The 15,963-nt window shown below is 55.2% G+C and carries 11 protein-coding genes; 7 read left to right on the forward strand and 4 right to left on the reverse strand.

Annotated features, from left to right (window positions below; translation table 11 throughout):
- The first annotated feature begins 11 nt into the window (after nucleotides 1-11).
- The 7 genes from MKY58_RS06975 (at nucleotide 12) to pgmB (ending at nucleotide 9,676) form a co-directional block, all read left to right on the forward strand.
- A complete protein-coding gene (locus MKY58_RS06975; RefSeq protein ID WP_339323987.1) occupies nucleotides 12-1,022 on the forward strand; it encodes a LacI family DNA-binding transcriptional regulator in 1,011 nt (336 codons plus the stop codon).
- A 107-nt stretch (nucleotides 1,023-1,129) separates the two neighbouring features.
- Nucleotides 1,130-3,469, forward strand: coding sequence for a glycoside hydrolase family 65 protein (locus MKY58_RS06980; protein ID WP_339323988.1), 2,340 nt, complete (start codon nucleotides 1,130-1,132; stop codon nucleotides 3,467-3,469).
- Nucleotides 3,470-3,499: 30 nt separating this feature from the next.
- Nucleotides 3,500-4,813, forward strand: a complete 1,314-nt coding sequence (locus MKY58_RS06985; protein ID WP_339323989.1) for a sugar ABC transporter substrate-binding protein — start codon at nucleotides 3,500-3,502, stop codon at nucleotides 4,811-4,813.
- A gap of 106 nt (nucleotides 4,814-4,919) precedes the next feature.
- The gene (locus MKY58_RS06990; RefSeq protein ID WP_339323990.1) at nucleotides 4,920-5,816 is read left to right on the forward strand and encodes a sugar ABC transporter permease; all 897 of its coding nucleotides are present in this window, start codon (nucleotides 4,920-4,922) and stop codon (nucleotides 5,814-5,816) included.
- Between the two features lie 20 nt (nucleotides 5,817-5,836).
- Nucleotides 5,837-6,673: a carbohydrate ABC transporter permease gene (locus MKY58_RS06995; protein ID WP_339323991.1), complete on the forward strand. Its 837-nt coding sequence runs from the start codon at nucleotides 5,837-5,839 to the stop codon at nucleotides 6,671-6,673.
- A 44-nt stretch (nucleotides 6,674-6,717) separates the two neighbouring features.
- Nucleotides 6,718-8,916, forward strand: coding sequence for a glycogen debranching protein (locus MKY58_RS07000; RefSeq protein WP_339323992.1), 2,199 nt, complete (start codon nucleotides 6,718-6,720; stop codon nucleotides 8,914-8,916).
- Nucleotides 8,917-8,998: 82 nt separating this feature from the next.
- Nucleotides 8,999-9,676 carry a beta-phosphoglucomutase gene (gene pgmB / locus MKY58_RS07005; protein ID WP_339323993.1) on the forward strand — a complete coding sequence of 226 codons (678 nt, stop codon included), beginning with the start codon at nucleotides 8,999-9,001 and terminating at the stop codon, nucleotides 9,674-9,676.
- A 62-nt stretch (nucleotides 9,677-9,738) separates the two neighbouring features.
- Here pgmB and MKY58_RS07010 read toward each other — a convergent pair whose 3' ends face one another.
- From MKY58_RS07010 to MKY58_RS07025, 4 genes are all read right to left on the reverse strand, one after another.
- Nucleotides 9,739-11,301 (reverse strand): response regulator, encoded by a 1,563-nt coding sequence (locus MKY58_RS07010; protein WP_339323994.1) that lies wholly within the window; start codon nucleotides 11,299-11,301, stop codon nucleotides 9,739-9,741.
- Nucleotides 11,276-13,213, reverse strand: a complete 1,938-nt coding sequence (locus MKY58_RS07015; RefSeq protein WP_339323995.1) for a sensor histidine kinase — start codon at nucleotides 13,211-13,213, stop codon at nucleotides 11,276-11,278. The genes MKY58_RS07010 and MKY58_RS07015 overlap by 26 nt, the downstream gene beginning before the upstream one ends.
- A 96-nt stretch (nucleotides 13,214-13,309) precedes the next feature.
- Complete coding sequence (locus tag MKY58_RS07020) at nucleotides 13,310-14,986, reverse strand: extracellular solute-binding protein (RefSeq protein WP_339323996.1); 1,677 nt, start codon at nucleotides 14,984-14,986, stop codon at nucleotides 13,310-13,312.
- A gap of 76 nt (nucleotides 14,987-15,062) precedes the next feature.
- Complete coding sequence (locus tag MKY58_RS07025) at nucleotides 15,063-15,950, reverse strand: carbohydrate ABC transporter permease (protein ID WP_339323997.1); 888 nt, start codon at nucleotides 15,948-15,950, stop codon at nucleotides 15,063-15,065.
- Nucleotides 15,951-15,963: the final 13 nt, after the last annotated feature.

Raw genomic sequence — 15,963 nt, forward strand, 5'->3', positions numbered from 1 at the left:
AGGTGAACCAGGTGGCGACGATTAAAGATGTGGCAAAACACGCGAACGTATCGACCACCGTGGTGTCCAAAGCGCTGAACGGGTATGCCGACGTCAGCGAGGAAACGAGAAAAAAGGTGCTGAAGGCCGTTGAAGAGTTGAATTATTCGCCGAACATGCTGGCTAAAAACCTGAAGCAAAAGGTGACGAAATCCATCGCCCTCATCTTCTCCAATTTCGAGTATTCCAACGGCAAAGACGGCGTGCTGTTCAAAATGATGACGGGGATTTTCGAAGCGGCCTCCCATTACAATTACGAGGTGCTGCTGTATACCCGCAGCTTGTCCGAGCAGCAGGATAAGTCGTATTGGCAATTTTGCAAAGAACATAAAGTATCCGGAGCGGTCATCACCGGCTTGAAAACGACGGACCCCTATTTCCTCGAAATCGTGGACAGCAACTTCCCGTGCGTCGTCATCGACGCGGATTTAACGGGCTCGAACACGGGATCCATCATGACGGACAACGTCGCTGCGGCGAAATGCGCCGTTCAATATTTGATTGACCGCGGCCACCGCCGAATCGGAATGGTCAACGGCCATAATTATGCGGTCGTGAGCAAGGAACGCCTTGAAGGATACCGCCAGGCGCTGGAGGACAACGGGATTCCATACGATCCGTCCCTGGTGGTCAATGGGGATTACACCGAAGAATACGCCTATGAAATGGCCGATTCCTATGTGCAGGAGCATCCGGAGATGACGGCCGTTTTTTTTGCGAGCGATTTGATGGCCATCGGATTCATGAGCCGGTGCCGCGAGCTGGGGATTCCTATTCCGGAAAAGCTTTCGGTTATCGGTTTTGACGACATCGTGTTATCCAGCTATACGACCCCTAAGCTCACGACCATTCATCAGGATTTTGAAAAAATGGCTTTTTTGGCTTTTGAACAGGTCATCCGCATTCTGGAGAAAAAGGCGGCGGGGCAGCACCAAAAAATTCCGTTCCATCTGGTTGACAGGGAATCCGTGGCGGTGCTATAATCAGCCCGGAAGCGCTTTCTAAGATCGTAAATTATTTTTTTAAGCGTTCCGAAATCGATTTCGGAACCGTAGAATCAAGGCTTTTAGACAGATGGGAGTTGGGATGCATGCTAAGCTACAACGCGCAAAAGCCGGAGCTCGAACAGTGGAGTTTCACGGAAACGTCGTTCAACCCGCTGGCCCAAGGCAAATGCGAATCGGTGATGTCACTGGGGAACGGATACATGGGGCTCCGCTCCGCTACGGAGGAGGCTTACGTCGGGGGAACCCGGAACTTGTTCGTGAACGGCACGTTTAACCGGTTTGACGACTTGGAGGTTACCGAGCTGCCGAACGCGGCAGACGTCACGCAAATCGAAATGCTGATCGACGGCCGGCGGTTTTCACTGGAGACCGGGGACGTGACCGAATACGCCCGGACGCTTAACCTCCGCGACGCGGAATTGACCCGCTCTTTCGTGTGGAGGAGCCCGGACGGGAAGAGGATCCGGTTCGAGTTCAGCCGTTTCGTGTCGATGGATGACCTCCATTTGATCGGGATGAAGCTGCGAATGACGCCGCTTGACGAGGGCATCGCGCTCCGGCTCGCTTCCGGCATCAATGCGCAGGTCGCCAATTCGGGGAGCCAGCATTTCCATGAAGGCGAGAAAAGGATCTTCGACAAAAAATATCTGCAGCTCGTGCAGACGACGACCGAGTCCAAGGTTGATTTCGTTCTGAGCGCCCTGCATCGATTCCGGATCGACGAGGTGCCGTTCGAGCCCGAGCCGCAGATGGAGATCGAGCGGCGCAAGATGGAAATGGCGTACCGTTTCGATGTGAAGGCCGGGCAGGCGCTTGAGATGCATAAATTCGTCCAGGTGCATACGAGCCGCGATGCGGATATCGAGGCAGCCGGGGACCTTAAAAACCTGCGCGCGCATTCGCTGGAAGCGCTTAAGAAAGCGGAGGAGGCCGGATACGAGCGGCTTTTCGAGCGGCACCGCCAGGCGTGGGCGGATATTTGGCAGCGGCACCGCTTCGACATCGAATCCGAAAGCCCGTTCGACCTGCTCGCGCTCCGGTTTGCGATCTATCACCTGACCATCATGACGCCCGCGCATGACCGCCGCATGGGCATCGGCGCGAAGGGTCTCAGCGGCGAAGGATACAAAGGGCACTCGTTTTGGGATACCGAAATTTTCATTCTTCCGTTTTTTATCTACAGCGATCCGAAGGTGGCCAGAACCCTTCTGGAATACCGGTATCTTGGACTCGAGGGCGCAAGAAAAAAAGCGAAGGAAAACGGCTTCCAAGGCGCGATGTATCCTTGGGAGGTCGCTTGGCCGAGCGACGGGGAAGCGACTCCCGTATGGGGAGCCGTCGATGTCGTCACGGGGAAACAGACGAAAATCTGGTCGGGATTCATCGAGCAGCACATTACGGCCGATATTGCCTACGCGGTATGGCATTATTACCGGGCGAGCGGCGATCAGCGGTTCATGGACGATTACGGCTATGAAATGATTTTCGATACCGCCGTGTTTTGGACAAGCCGCCTGGAGTGGAACGAAGCGGCCTCCAGATACGAGATCAACGGGGTCATCGGCCCGGATGAGTATAAGGAACACGTGGACAACAACGCTTTTACCAATTACATGGCGCATTTTAACCTTCAGCTTGCCATCCAATATTACGATGAGCTTAAAAACCGCGATCCGCAGCTGCTGCAGCGGCTCGAATCCAAGCTGGGGCTGGAGCGCGGACCGGAGGAATGGCGGGAGAAGGCGGATGCTCTTTACCTTCCGCAGCCGGATGAACGCGGAATCATCGCCCAAGACGATACCTACCTGCAAAAACAAGAGCTGGATTTGACGCCTTATAAATCGCAGGCGAAGGTGGGGACCTTGTTCCAGGATTACAGCCTTGATCAGGTCAACGAAATGCAGGTATCGAAGCAGGCGGACATCCTGATGCTGTTCTATTTGCTGGAAAACCGGTTCGCGCCGGAGCTCAAGCGGGCGAATTACGATTATTACGAGCCCAAAACGCTTCATGATTCGTCGCTTTCCTTTTCGACGCACAGCATTTTGGCAAGCGATTTCGATGACAAAAAGCTGGCGTACGAGCTGTTCCGCAGAGCCGCCGAAATCGATTTGGGTCCGCATGAACACTCGTCGGATGCAGGCATTCACGCCGCTTCGCTCGGCGGGATCTGGCAATGCGTCGTCATGGGATTCGCCGGGGTCCGCATGCTGGACGGCATGCTGCACGTGCATCCGAAAATGCCGGATGCGTGGGAGCGTTTGTCCTTCCCGCTGTTCTGGAAGGGCACGAAATTGCAGTTTAACATAACGAAGGATGAAATGGAGATTCTGGCCGACACCCAAGAAGTGATAGAGCTTGTGATCTACGGCCAAAAGATGAGTTTTCAAGGCCGATTGCAATTCGAACGGATGCACATCTAATTATTTTTCATTCAGGGAGGTCAAACGGTTATGAAAAAATGGTCTGCAGGTCTTGCGTTTTTGTTGATGTTCAGCATGGTGCTGAGCGCATGTTCTTCGGGTTCTTCCAAGGACGCCGCATCCGGCGGCGGGGAAAGCGGCGGCTCTTCGGAAAAGACCGTCGAGCTGAAATTCACGACATGGGGGGAACTGTCGGCGGATTCCGTAGAGAAAAAGCTGGCCGACCAATTCAACGAAACCCACCCGAACATCAAGGTTACTTTTGAGCCGGTTCCGGGCGACGGTTACGCCACGAAGCTGACGACTTCGCTTGCGGCCGGCCAGGCGCCCGACGTATTCCTGATCGGCGAAGGCGATTACTTCAAATACGTTGACAAAGGCGTCGTCGAGCCGCTGGACGATTACGTCAAAAACGACGCCTCGTTCAAAACGGACGCCTTTCAGCCCGACCTGATCAACATGGGAAAAATCAACGGCAAGCTGTATTACCTGCCCAAGGATTTCAACCCGCTTGCCCTGTGGTACAACAAACGGATGTTTGACGAAGCGAAAATCCCTTATCCGAGCGACAAATGGACATGGGACGACATGATCGACGCCGCCAAAAAGCTGACCAAAAAGGACGGCAAAGGCAAAGTGACGGAATTCGGCTTCAACGCCACGAAATGGGAATACCCGATTTACATCTACCTCTGGCTGAACGGCGCCGACATCGGCAACGAGGACGGGACGCAAGCCGAAGGCTTCATGAACAGCGACAAGACGATTGCCGCGATGGAAAAATACGTGGCCCTGACAAAAGGAGAGGACCGCGTGTCCCCGACGCCGCAGGATACCGAAACGCTTGGCGGCGACTCCTCCATGTTTATGACCGATAAGCTGGCGATGATGATTACTGGACGCTGGGTAAAAAGCGACCTGGACAAATCGGACGTGAAGTACGGATCGGCCCTGATTCCTTCCGGCGCAAACGGCGAGCGCGCCAGCATCATCGCCGCCGCGGGCTGGGCCATGAACGCAAACGGCAAACATAAAAAAGAAGCGTTTGAACTGATGAAATGGCTGTCGGGCACCGAAGCGCAAAAAGCCCGTTCCGAAAAAGGCCAGGTGCTGCCTGCGACGGTCGCCGAGCTCGACCAGGTGAAGAGCACGGAGGTGGTCGACAAACCCGTGATTGAAATGATGAACTTTGCGAAAAAACCGATCTCGATGCGTTCCGCCAATGCTCCGATATTCACGGAGGAGTTCAATAAGGCGATGGAAAAAATATTGCTGGACAAATCCACGGTGAAGGAAGCGTTGGACGAAGCAGCCAAGGCGGTCGACGGCAAAATCAAGAAATAACGGGAGCGGGTGAGGCGGTTCGAAAGCCGCTTCACCCTTTAAGCTATTTTCGGATGAGGCGGCCGGTTCGAATCCGGCCGGCATCCGCATCGTCAAGGAGGTCTCCATGCGAAATTCACGTTCGGAAAAAGCCGGCTATTTGTTCATCCTTCCTTGGTTTTTGGGCTTATTGCTTTTTACGCTGGGGCCGATGGTGTTTTCACTGATCCTGTCCTTCAGCAAATGGGACATCATTACGGGCATTAGCTCCATCGAGTTTGTCGGCCTGGATAATTTTAAAGCCATCTTCCATGATGAATTGTTTTACCAATCTCTGAAAGTCACGTTCATTTTTGCGCTCGTCTCCGTGCCGCTGTATCAAATCGTGTCCATTTTGATCGCGCTGCTGCTCAATATGCGCACGCGGGGCATGAAGCTGTTCCGCCTGATCTATTTTATGCCCTCCGTCATCCCTGCGGTGGCGGTGTCCATGATGTGGATCATGATCTTTAATCCGGAATACGGAATTTTGAACCGGGCCTTGGCTTGGTTCGGCATCGAAGGGCCGGCCTGGCTTCAGGATCCGAGCTACGCGCTGGGGGCGCTGATCGTCATGGGGATCTGGGGCGTGGGCAACACCATCATCATTTATTTGTCCGGCCTCCAGGGCGTTCCGGAAGAGCTGTATGAAGCTGCCCAGCTGGACGGGGCGGGGCCCCTCCGGCGGTTTGCGAGCGTAACGGTGCCCATGATTTCGCCGACGATCTTTTTCAACCTGATCATGGGGATCATCGGCGGGTTCCAATACTTTACGCAGGCGTTTGTCATGACGAACGGAGGTCCCCTCAACTCTACCCTTTTCTACAACCTCTACTTGTACAACAAGGCTTTCGTCAGCTTCGAGATGGGATATGCTTCGGCTTTGTCCTGGATTTTGTTCGCCATCATCCTGCTTTTCACGCTGATCGTCATCCGCAGCTCATCGATGTGGGTCTATTACAATGGCGATGACGAACGGGATTAAGGAAGGAGGAAAAGAAAGCGATGATCAAACACCAACGTTGGAATGCCGGACGGCTGGTCGCGTTGCTGCTTCTTGTCGCAGGAGCGGCCATCGTGCTTGTCCCGCTGCTGTGGACCGTGTCCACCTCGCTGAAATCGCCGGCCGAAGTTTTCCAGGATTCTTTCGTTCCCAAGGTATGGCATTGGGAGAATTACAAAAATGCGGTGACGGCTGTTCCGTTTTTTCTGTTTCTAAAAAATACGCTGATCATTTTGATCCCGGTCATGATCGGAACGGTGTTCTCTTCCGCGTTATGCGCGTACGGTTTCGCCCGTTTCCGCTTCAAAGGCAAGCGTTTTTTGTTCCTGGTGCTGCTGGCGACGATGATGCTGCCGGGCCAGGTCACGATGATTCCGATGTTTATCATGTTCAAAGAAGCCGGCTGGGTCGATACGTTCCTGCCGCTCATCATCCCGTCGTTTTTCGGGGGAGGGGCCTTCAACATTTTCCTGATCCGGCAGTTCATGCGCGGCATTCCGAGGGATTTGGACGAAGCGGCGTTTATGGACGGCGCGTCCCGCTGGGGCATTTTTACGCGGATCATGCTGCCGCTCAGCAAGCCGCCGCTCATTGCCGTATCGATCTTTACGTTTATGGGCGTATGGAACGATTTTCAGGGGCCGCTCATTTACCTGAACACCAATACGAAATATACCCTCGCCCTGGGCTTGTCCATGTTCAAGGGGCTCTATAACGTGGAATGGAATATGCTGATGGCGGCCACGGTGCTGATCATGCTTCCGGCCATCATCGTGTTTTTCTTCCTGCAAAAATATTTTATCGAAGGCATATCCCTCTCGTCCGCGACGAAGGGGTAAGTCCGAAAGAGCGATGGAGACTACGGAAGGAAGAGGAGAAACTGATGAAAAAAGCAAGCAGCAGACACCCGTTTCCAATCTATTTGAACGCAGGGGAATATATGAAGGTCATCGGAACGCAGGACGGCTGGTTTCCGGATTTCGGGCACCATGTCGCCGGGGAAATGGGCGGCGTTTGGCTCCATCCCATCAAACTGCTTGACGGGTTTTGGCTTCGGATGAAGGATATAAAGCGCGGGATTTCGGTTTGGGCGAAAGCCGACGAGTTCGTCAATTACGCATGGGGCAGCGAATTCCGTTACGACCATGGCCTCGGCCATATCCCCGTTTCCATGAAGCGGACCCAGTTCGCCCCGGAGCTGGAAAAAGGGATGGTTGTCCGTTACGAGCTCCATAATTATTCGGACGAGCAGGTCGAGCTGGAGCTTGAGCTGCTCTGCCGGACCGATTTGCGGCCCGTATGGTTTTCGGAGGAGATCGGCATCCGGGACGGCGAAGCGGACCGGTTCGAGGAAGTTACGGATTGGGACGGCATCGCGAAGGACAGCGGGAACGACTGGTACGTCAAATTCGGGGCCGAGATGCCCGGGATCACCGGACAGCAGCTCCGTACAGGCGACGGTCTGATCGGTCCGGAATGGACGGCAGGACAAGGCACCGGGCTTTCGATTTCAGCCGGAAAAACCCTTGCTCCGAAAGAGACGTACGTTTTTCATGTATATATTGCAGGCTCCTACGCCTCCAGGGAAGACTGCGAGGCGACTTACGGCAACCTGAAGGACTTTGACGGGTTGCTTGATGCGAAAAAACGGAAAATGGCGCAGATCGATGCAGCCTCGCATTTTGAGGTGGAAGGCGAAGAGCGGCTGAACGACATTTTCGCCTGGGTGAAATGGAATACGCAATGGCTCGTCCAGCGCGTGGATTTTATCGGCCGCGGTTTGACCGCGGGTTCGCCGCATTATCCATGGTGGTTCGGGTGCGACAATTCGTATTCTGTTCAAGGTTTGATGGCGGTCGGGGAGTTCGAGCTGGCCCAGGATACGGCCGAACTTTTGCGGCGCTTTTCCAAGGACGCCAACGGCAACGGCCGGATCGTGCATGAAATCACGACGATGGGCGCGGTGGCCAATCCGGGCAATACGCAGGAGACCGCCCATTTTATCGCCATGGTTTGGGATATGTTTTGCTGGAACGGAGATCACGCATTTTTGCGGGAGTACTACGAATGCTGCGTTCAAGGCTTGGATTGGCTGCTGCGGGAAATGGATCCGGACGGGGATTTGTTCCCTTCGGGTTACGGCATCATCGAAATATCCGGCTTGAACATGGAGCTGATCGACTCGGCCGTTTATACGGCGCAAGCCGCTTGGGCATTGGCTCAGATGAGCCGGGTGATGGGGGATGCCGATCGGGCGGATCGCTACGAAGAACTGGCCGACCGGATGAAAAAAGCGATCAACGACCAATATTGGTCCGAGCAGGAGGGGCTTTTTACGGATGCGGTTGCGCCTAAAAAAGATATCCTTCCGAAGGTGGATCATTTGGTCCAAAACGCCGCCAAACACGGGATATCCGGTTATCGGGAATATTTGGACGGCCTGCTTGCCGCATGCGGGGACGAGGAAGAGGACCGGGGCTGGCTTTTGAACAAAAACTGGGTGATCGTCACCCCGATGGAAACGGGAATCGCCGATCGGGAGAAGGGGATTCGCGCGCTGAAACGGATGCGATCCGCCGAGTTCGTCGGGGATTACGGGACGTATTTGTCCGGGTTGTATCAAAGCGAAACGATGACGATTTCCACGGGCGTCCATGCGACGGCGGAAGCGATGTACGGAAACGCGGATGCGGCGCTTTGTTTGCTGCAGCGGATGATGCGAACCTTTTCGATGGCGCTCCCCGGCTCGATGAGCGAAATGTCTCCGGATTACGGCTGTGCCGTTCAGGCTTGGACGCTGTATGCGATGGCAGTCCCGATCATCCGGCATTTCGTAGGGGTCAAGCCGCTGGCCCATTTGCGGACGGTTCATATTGCGCCGCAGATCCCGGCGGCCTGGGAAGGCAAACCGGTCACGTTGACGCAGCTGAGGATCGGCGACACGGCCATGGACATTCGGCTGCTCGTCCGCGAAGGGACGCTCCATGCCGATATCGCCAATCCGTCCGGGTACAAGGTCGTGCTGGAATGGAACGGACAGACCCGGATCTTCGAAGAAACGCAAATCTTGCTTCATTTATAAAGCGATCAAATATAAAGCGATCAAATATAAAGCGATCAAACTTACAAAAAACATCATGGATTAGGGAACCGGGAGGCATATCATGGAACTGCAGGCTGTATTATTTGATCTGGACGGGGTTGTGACCGATACCGCAAAATACCACTTCACGGCTTGGCGGAACCTGGCCCGGCGGATCGGCATCGACATCGACGAGGATTTTAACGAGTCGCTCAAGGGCATCGAACGGATGCAATCGCTTGAGAGAATCCTGGTTCACGGGGGACGGGAGCAGGATTATTCCCAGGAAGAAAAGGAGCGCCTTGCCCAGGAAAAAAACGAGGAGTACGTCTCGCTGCTGGCGGGCTTGACCCCCGAGGATACGTACCCGGGCATCAAGGAGCTGCTGCTTGAACTCCGGGAACGCCGCATCCCTGCGGTGATCGCGTCGGCCAGCAAAAACGCGCCGCTTATTTTGGAAGCGCTCCGCCTGAACGAACATTTCCATGCGATCGTGGACCCCGGCGGCATTCCGGGCAAACCGGCGCCGGACATTTTCCTGCAAGGCGCGAAGCTGGCCGGGGCGGATCCCGCCCATTGCATCGGCATCGAAGATTCGCAGGCGGGCATCGAAGCGATCAAAGCGGCCGGCATGCATGCCGTCGGGATCGGGGAAGCCGGCATTCTCGCTCCTTCCGGGGCGGATCTCGTTTGCTCTTCCACGAAGGAGCTGACGCTGCGGCTTCTTCTGGATTCATCGGGAATGGCCTACAAACGTTAAGGTTAAAAAAGAAAGTCCGCGGCATGTTGCCGCGGACTTCTTTCGTTTCATTCAAGGCCTATTCATTTGGCCTTCGAACCGTTCGGCGCTCCGGCATGCGCCCATGCTTTTTCGCGATATTCCATCGGGGAGATGCCTTCGTGCTCGCGAAAGACGCGGTTGAACTGCTTCACGCTTTCGAAGCCGACCTGCGCCGCGATTTCGTACACTTTGCCGTGGCTATGCTCGAGCAGTTCCTTGGCTTTTTCGATGCGGATTTTTTTGACGTAGGGCACGAAGCTCATGCCGGTAAACTGCTTAAAGGTTTCGCTGAAATAGGAGTAATTCAGGGACACGTGGTTGGAGACGGTCGCCATGTTGAGCGGCTTGTCATAGTGCTCCCGGATGTAGTCGACCGCCGCTTTCATTTCGGCATGCCCGACATGGGCCTCCTTGACGTCTTTTACGTAATCGTCCAGCCGCAGCAGCAGCGCTTCCGCGTCATGAATGTAACCGTACACGGTTTCGCTGTGATAGAGGTAGCCGATTTTTTTATAGATTTTCAAAATTTCCACCGAAGCTTCTCCGTAATCGGCGAACACCCGGTCGATCACCATCTCGTTCAGCATCCGGCTGAGACGCTCCAGGTAGGCGATGTCGCGGCGTTTGATTTCGCCGAGGTCCATGATCTCGTGCCACAGTTCCTTGACGTCCTGTTTCCTTCCGGTCCCGAGCAGGTTGGCCAGCCTGCGGAAAGGCTCTTCCGGGACGGGATCCGCTTTCGGGAGACGGCGGACGTCCGCATAATAAAAGACGCCGCCGCCCGGTCGCGCATGCAAAAAGGCATATTTGAGCGCCTGTTTGGCCTCTTGGTAACCGCGTTTGAGCTGAGCGGCCCCCGCCGCCTTCAAGCTGACGCCGATGTCGGCCCGAAGGCCTTTGCCTTGGACATCCCGGGCAAAATCGGCCACGGCTGCCTCATCGCCGGCCAGGACGACGAGATTCCGGTCCTTATCCTCGAAGCAGATGGACTGCCTGCTCTTCCAATAAGCCTCGGCCAGCTGCGCCAAAGCCCCGCTCGGCGGATCTTCTTTCCGGACGACGGCGACGCAGTAAGGCGCAGCGGCGGGATCGAGGCCGGCTTTGGCGCAGCGGCGCTCGATTTCATCCTCCGGAATGTCCGGATGAAGCAAAATATAATTGAGCTGGTCCGCGGCCTGCTCCTCGCGGTATTTGCCGAGCGCTTCGAGCTCGCGCGCCACTTGCTCCTCCTGCCGCAATTCGGCGATCATCCGGTTCAACGCCCGGAACAATTCCTCGCGCACGATCGGTTTCAGCAAATATTCCCGCACCTTGTGCGCGATCGCTTCCTTCGCATACTGAAAATCGTCATACCCGCTTAAGATGATCACCGCCGGAGGGAAAGGAAGCTCGCCCAGCTTCCGGATCAGCTCCAGGCCGTCCATGCCCGGCATGCGGATGTCGGTGACGACGATGTCCGCTTTTTCGGCCCGGTGCATCTCCAGCGCCTCCTCGCCTCCGGCGGCCAGGCCGATGCTGAAACGGGAAGGGTATTCCCTTTCGATCATGGCTTTCAGCCCGATCCTTATATTTCGTTCATCATCGACGATCAAGAGTCTGTACATGTACGGTTTCGCCTCCGATCAGGTTAAAGTAGGGGAGCTTGATCATGACCCGGGTGTACCGATGCTCCTCGCTTTCGACCCAAAGGCCGTATTCGCTGCCGTAAAACAGCTGCAGCCGCTGATGGACGTTGCGGAGGCCGATGCCGTTCCCGCCGGCGTCCCGGCCGGACGTTCCGCCGGAATCCGCCGAGGTTTCCATGCTGCGGCCGTCGTCCGATGCGCGTATTTTTGCGTTCAGCCGCCGCGTTTTTTCCGGGGACATCCCCGCGCCGTTATCTTCGATCACGATCATTTGCGCCCGCTCGTCCGTATAGGTGGTCAAGGTGATGGTCAAATCGCCCTCGCTTGCGGCATGACCGTTCAGGCCGTGCTTGACCGCGTTTTCGATGATCGGCTGCAGCGACATTTTCAGCACCTCCAGGTCGAGATCCCGTTCCGTCAGCTCGGCATTGAGCACGATACGCTGGTCGAACCGCAGGTTCATCAATGCGACATAATGCCGCGCATGGTTCAATTCCTCCCGCAGGCGCACGTATTCGCCGCTCCATCTCAGGTTGTAGCGCATCATGCTGCCGAGCGACGTCAACGCGTCCGATATGGGCCGCTGGTTTTCGACCTCGGCGAGCATTTTGATATTTTCGAGCGTGTTGTAAAGGAAATGGGAATCGATTTGGTTTTTCAGGGTTTTCAGCTCGGCTTCCTTCGTCGCCGCCTGCTTGTTGACCGCATCGGCGATCAGCTCGTTGATTTTGCCCATCATTTTGCGGAAGTGGAACGTCAACTCGCCGACTTCGCTGCCGCCTCCGACCGGAAGCTGGACGTTGAAGTCCCCTTGGCGGATCTTTTTCATGGATAACGTCAGCTGCCGCAATTTTTTCAAAATGAGCGAATTGAGAAAAAAAGTCGAGACCGACAGAATCGCGATCAAAACGACGTTCACGAGTAAAATCGTATTCCGGGTTTTGTTCAGGTCCGCCAGCGCCGCCTGCAGCGACGTCAGCTGCACCACGTACGCCCCGATGCTGTCGATGTAGGCGTACACCGCAAGGTAAGGCTCGCCGGACAGGCTTAAGTTGAAGTGGCGGTAAGCCCCGGCATGTTCCGTGGGGGAAAGCTTCTCCGCAAGCCTTGCGGCGGCAAGCTCGGAGGCGGGAAGCAGGGAACGGGACGGATCGTAATACAGCCCGCCGCTCGGGGTGACGACGAACATTTGCGCCTGCCCGTTGCCGTGGCCGGCGTAAGTGCTGGGGAAAAACCGGCTGAGCAGCATATCGACTTGTATGATGCCGACATGTTTGCCCTTCGGGTATTCGATTTCCCGCAGCAGCGACATTTTTTGCCGGAATTCCTTTTCGTCGCGGATATGGTTTTGGATCGGCTCCTTATCCCGCTCCGATATTTCCCACAGCGCACCGCCGTTCAGCCGGAGCACCTCGTCGTACCACGGCTCGTTCGCCATCCGGCTTTCCTTCAAAAAGACGGGCCAAATTTCGCTGATCAGCAGGTTGTCCGAAAAAATACGGATATGTTCGAGATCGGGATTGTTGAATTGAAGCCGCAAAAGATTGTTCATCGTATTGCTGCTGAATTCGATCAGCTCGGCCGGGTCCGGATCGGTGGAACGGTCGATGTAGTTCATGACCTCCCGGTCCGACAAGGCGATCTGCACGGCGCGTTCCATCGTTTCCATGTTGTTTTTGATGTTCGTTTTTTCGACCTCGATGGAGCTTTCGCTTTTGCGGATGACATCCTTCGTGTAACTTTCGTTCAGCTGCCGGAACATGATGAGCGAAAACACGATGCCGGGAATGAGAATGATGACGATATAGGAAAAAAACAACCGCTGCTGCAGGGAATAGCGCTCGAGCCTTTGAATAAACAGGTCGGCCCAAGGGCGCATGCGTTTTGGCACTGGCATCACATCCGGGTTCATTTTTGAGTCGGGATAGACGAAAATCCAAAAAGCCCGCGAAAAAATGGGGCTTTTTGGATGGGAAATCACATGCGATTATTTCAGGAATTCCTGAAGTTTTTTGACGTTTTCTTCGAACTTCGCTTGTTTGAACGCTTCGACTTTGGCAAAGCCGGCTTTGTCCCGCTTTTCCAAAAATTCGTTCCAAAGCTTGTCGAATTCCTCGTCCGATTTGCTCAAAAGAAGCTTCGGCAGCGTTTTGCCCCACGTTTGGGCGATTTTGTTGCTCGCGATGCCTTCTTCCGAGTTGCCGGTCGGGTTGATGTTGTCGTATTGGGAGAAGCTTTTCGTTTTGCCTTTGGTCCAGTCCTCCATTTGCTTGAACGGTTCGACGCTAGGCGGCTGCCATTGCAAAATCATGTTGGTGTCCTGCATCATCCAGAAGGTGAGGGAGGCGCCGTATTGTTTGTCGAAAGCGGAACGGTCTTTGTTCAGCAGCTCCAGCGCTTCGGGCTTGAATTGGTCTTTGCCGTCAATCGTGTCGTAAGTAACGCCTTTTTCGCCGAGGTACAGGTCCTTCTGGCCTTCTTCGCTGATCAGGTATTCCAGGAAGCGGATCGCTCTGGCTTTGTCTTTCACGTTTTTGGAAATCAGCGTGACCGTCCATCCCGAAATGCCGGGACCTGCCAGCGTCGGCGGATCCAGCTTGGAGTTGGCCGGGCCGTCCACCGCGATGTATACGGAATTCGGATCTTTGGCGTACAGCGCGTTTTCCTGCGCCGTCAGGTCGCTGCGCTGATAGAGCATGGCAAAATAGCGGCCTTGGGCGATTTTTTCTTCCATTTGCGGGCGTTTGTCGATGAAGACGTCTTTGGCGAGCAGTCCTTGCTCGTTGGCCTGGCGCAGCGTCTTCAGCCAGCGGACATATTCCGGATCGGTTTGGCGGTCATACAGCTTGCCGTCTTTTTCGTACGGGATGGCGAGGAAGTTTTGCAAATACCCCTCAAGGCTGCTGTTGCCCACGTCGTTAAATTCGGTCAAGCCGAGCGGGATCAGCGGTTGGCCTTCCACTTCCGGGAACTTTTCCTTCGCCATCTTGAGCGCATTCAGGAAACCTTCCGGCGTCCGCATGTCCGGTTTGCCCAAGGCTTCGTACATGTCTTTGCGGACGAGGAACGTCTGGTTGGACACGTATTCCCGCGAATATTTTTCAAAATCCTTCGGCGAGGAAGACGAGTTCGGATAAGCGTACGTGTTGCCGTCTTCCTGCTGGTACCAGGCCATTTTCGCCGGATCGGCGACCTTTACGAAATAAGGATCGTATTCTTCGGCCAGTTTGTTGAGCGGAAGCACCAGATCGCCTTCGATCATCGTTTTCACGGCGTCCTCCCACCAGCCGAGCGTGATGAAATCAGGCAGGCTGCCGGAGGCGATCATCGTGTTCAGTTTCTCGTTTTCGTTGCCGGCGGGAACGATGAAGTTGACGCTGACGCCGGTTTTTTTCGTGACATATTGGGAGGTCGGGTCGACGCCCCATTTGTTGGCGAACCACGAGAAGTTCAAATACCAATCGAAGGTGATCGGCGACGTGTCGGCTTTCCAGCCGGGTTCGTCCGCGGATACGGTCTTGGTCTCGGGCGCCGGTTCGTTTTTGTTCTCTGGTTCTGCCGTTTTGGCGTCTTCGCCGGACGATCCGCCGCATGCGGCGAGCGAAAGCATCATGGCGAAGGCGAGGAGCAGCAGGCTGCTTTTGCGGAAAACATGTTTTTTCATACGTTTTTACCCCACTTGATTTATTTTGGTGAAACTTGTGTTGCCGTCAAGGAAAAAACTTCCTAAAACGCCCCGTTCATCCTTTGATCGAGCCGATCATGAGGCCTTTGACGAAATACCTTTGCAGGAACGGGTAGGCCAAAACGATCGGCGCCGTCGTCACGACCATGGTGGCGAGCTTGATGGACTGGGAGGTGACGTTTTTGGAAATGCCGCCGGGCATCGCCGCCGCCATCTGGTTCGAGCTGGACTGCGCGACGATCCGGTACAAATAGGTTTGAATCGGCTGCAGGTCCATGTTGTTGATGTAGATCATGCCGGTGAAGTAGTCGTTCCATTGGTATACGCCGTGGAAAAGCGAGATCGTCGCGATGACCGGCATCGAAACGGGGATGATGACCCGCACGAAAATGGACAGGTCGTTGGCCCCGTCGATTTTGGCCGCTTCCTCCAGCCCGTCCGGAATTTCCCGGAAAAAGGTCATAAAAATGATCAGATCGAAAAAGCTGAACATCGCCGGAATGATGTAGACCAAAAAGCTGTCCAGCAGATGGAGGTCGCGGATGAGCAAATAATAGGGGATCAGGCCGCTGTTAAAAAACAGGGTGACGGTCCCGATCAGGATGTACAGCTTCTGTCCCACGAGTTCCCGCCGGGAGAAGGCGTAGGCGACCATGGCCGTAAAAAACACGTGAACCGCCGTGCCGATGAGCGTTTTGGCGACCGTGACCCCCATCGCCGTCATGATGCCGCTGCTGCGGAACACGGCTTCGTAGCTTTCCAGGCTGAAAACGCGCGGCCACCAGTAAATGCCTCCGCGCATGGCGTCCTGGCCTTCGTTGAAGGAATTGACAAGCACGTACCAGATCGGATACAGCGTCACGAAGCAGACGGCAAGCATGATCAGCACGTTGACGGCGTCAAAGGCCGCATCCCCGGCAGTTGTTCGATTCCGTTTGAACATGGGGCATCAACCA

It is taken from the genome of Paenibacillus sp. FSL W8-0194 (genome assembly GCF_037969745.1).
Classification (GTDB): Bacteria; Bacillota; Bacilli; order Paenibacillales; family Paenibacillaceae; genus Paenibacillus_AQ; species Paenibacillus_AQ cookii.

What these genes read in the sequence shown, in the direction of transcription:
- MKY58_RS06980 (WP_339323988.1), top strand. Translation starts at nt 1,130, where the DNA reads ATGCTAAGCTACAACGCGCAAAAGCCGGAGCTCGAACAGTGGAGTTTC.
- MKY58_RS06985 (WP_339323989.1), top strand. Translation starts at nt 3,500, where the DNA reads ATGAAAAAATGGTCTGCAGGTCTTGCGTTTTTGTTGATGTTCAGCATG.
- MKY58_RS06990 (WP_339323990.1), top strand. Translation starts at nt 4,920, where the DNA reads ATGCGAAATTCACGTTCGGAAAAAGCCGGCTATTTGTTCATCCTTCCT.
- MKY58_RS06995 (WP_339323991.1), top strand. Translation starts at nt 5,837, where the DNA reads ATGATCAAACACCAACGTTGGAATGCCGGACGGCTGGTCGCGTTGCTG.
- MKY58_RS07000 (WP_339323992.1), top strand. Translation starts at nt 6,718, where the DNA reads ATGAAAAAAGCAAGCAGCAGACACCCGTTTCCAATCTATTTGAACGCA.
- pgmB (WP_339323993.1), top strand. Translation starts at nt 8,999, where the DNA reads ATGGAACTGCAGGCTGTATTATTTGATCTGGACGGGGTTGTGACCGAT.
- MKY58_RS07010 (WP_339323994.1), bottom strand. Translation starts at nt 11,301, where the DNA reads ATGTACAGACTCTTGATCGTCGATGATGAACGAAATATAAGGATCGGG.
- MKY58_RS07020 (WP_339323996.1), bottom strand. Translation starts at nt 14,986, where the DNA reads ATGAAAAAACATGTTTTCCGCAAAAGCAGCCTGCTGCTCCTCGCCTTC.
- MKY58_RS07025 (WP_339323997.1), bottom strand. Translation starts at nt 15,950, where the DNA reads ATGTTCAAACGGAATCGAACAACTGCCGGGGATGCGGCCTTTGACGCC.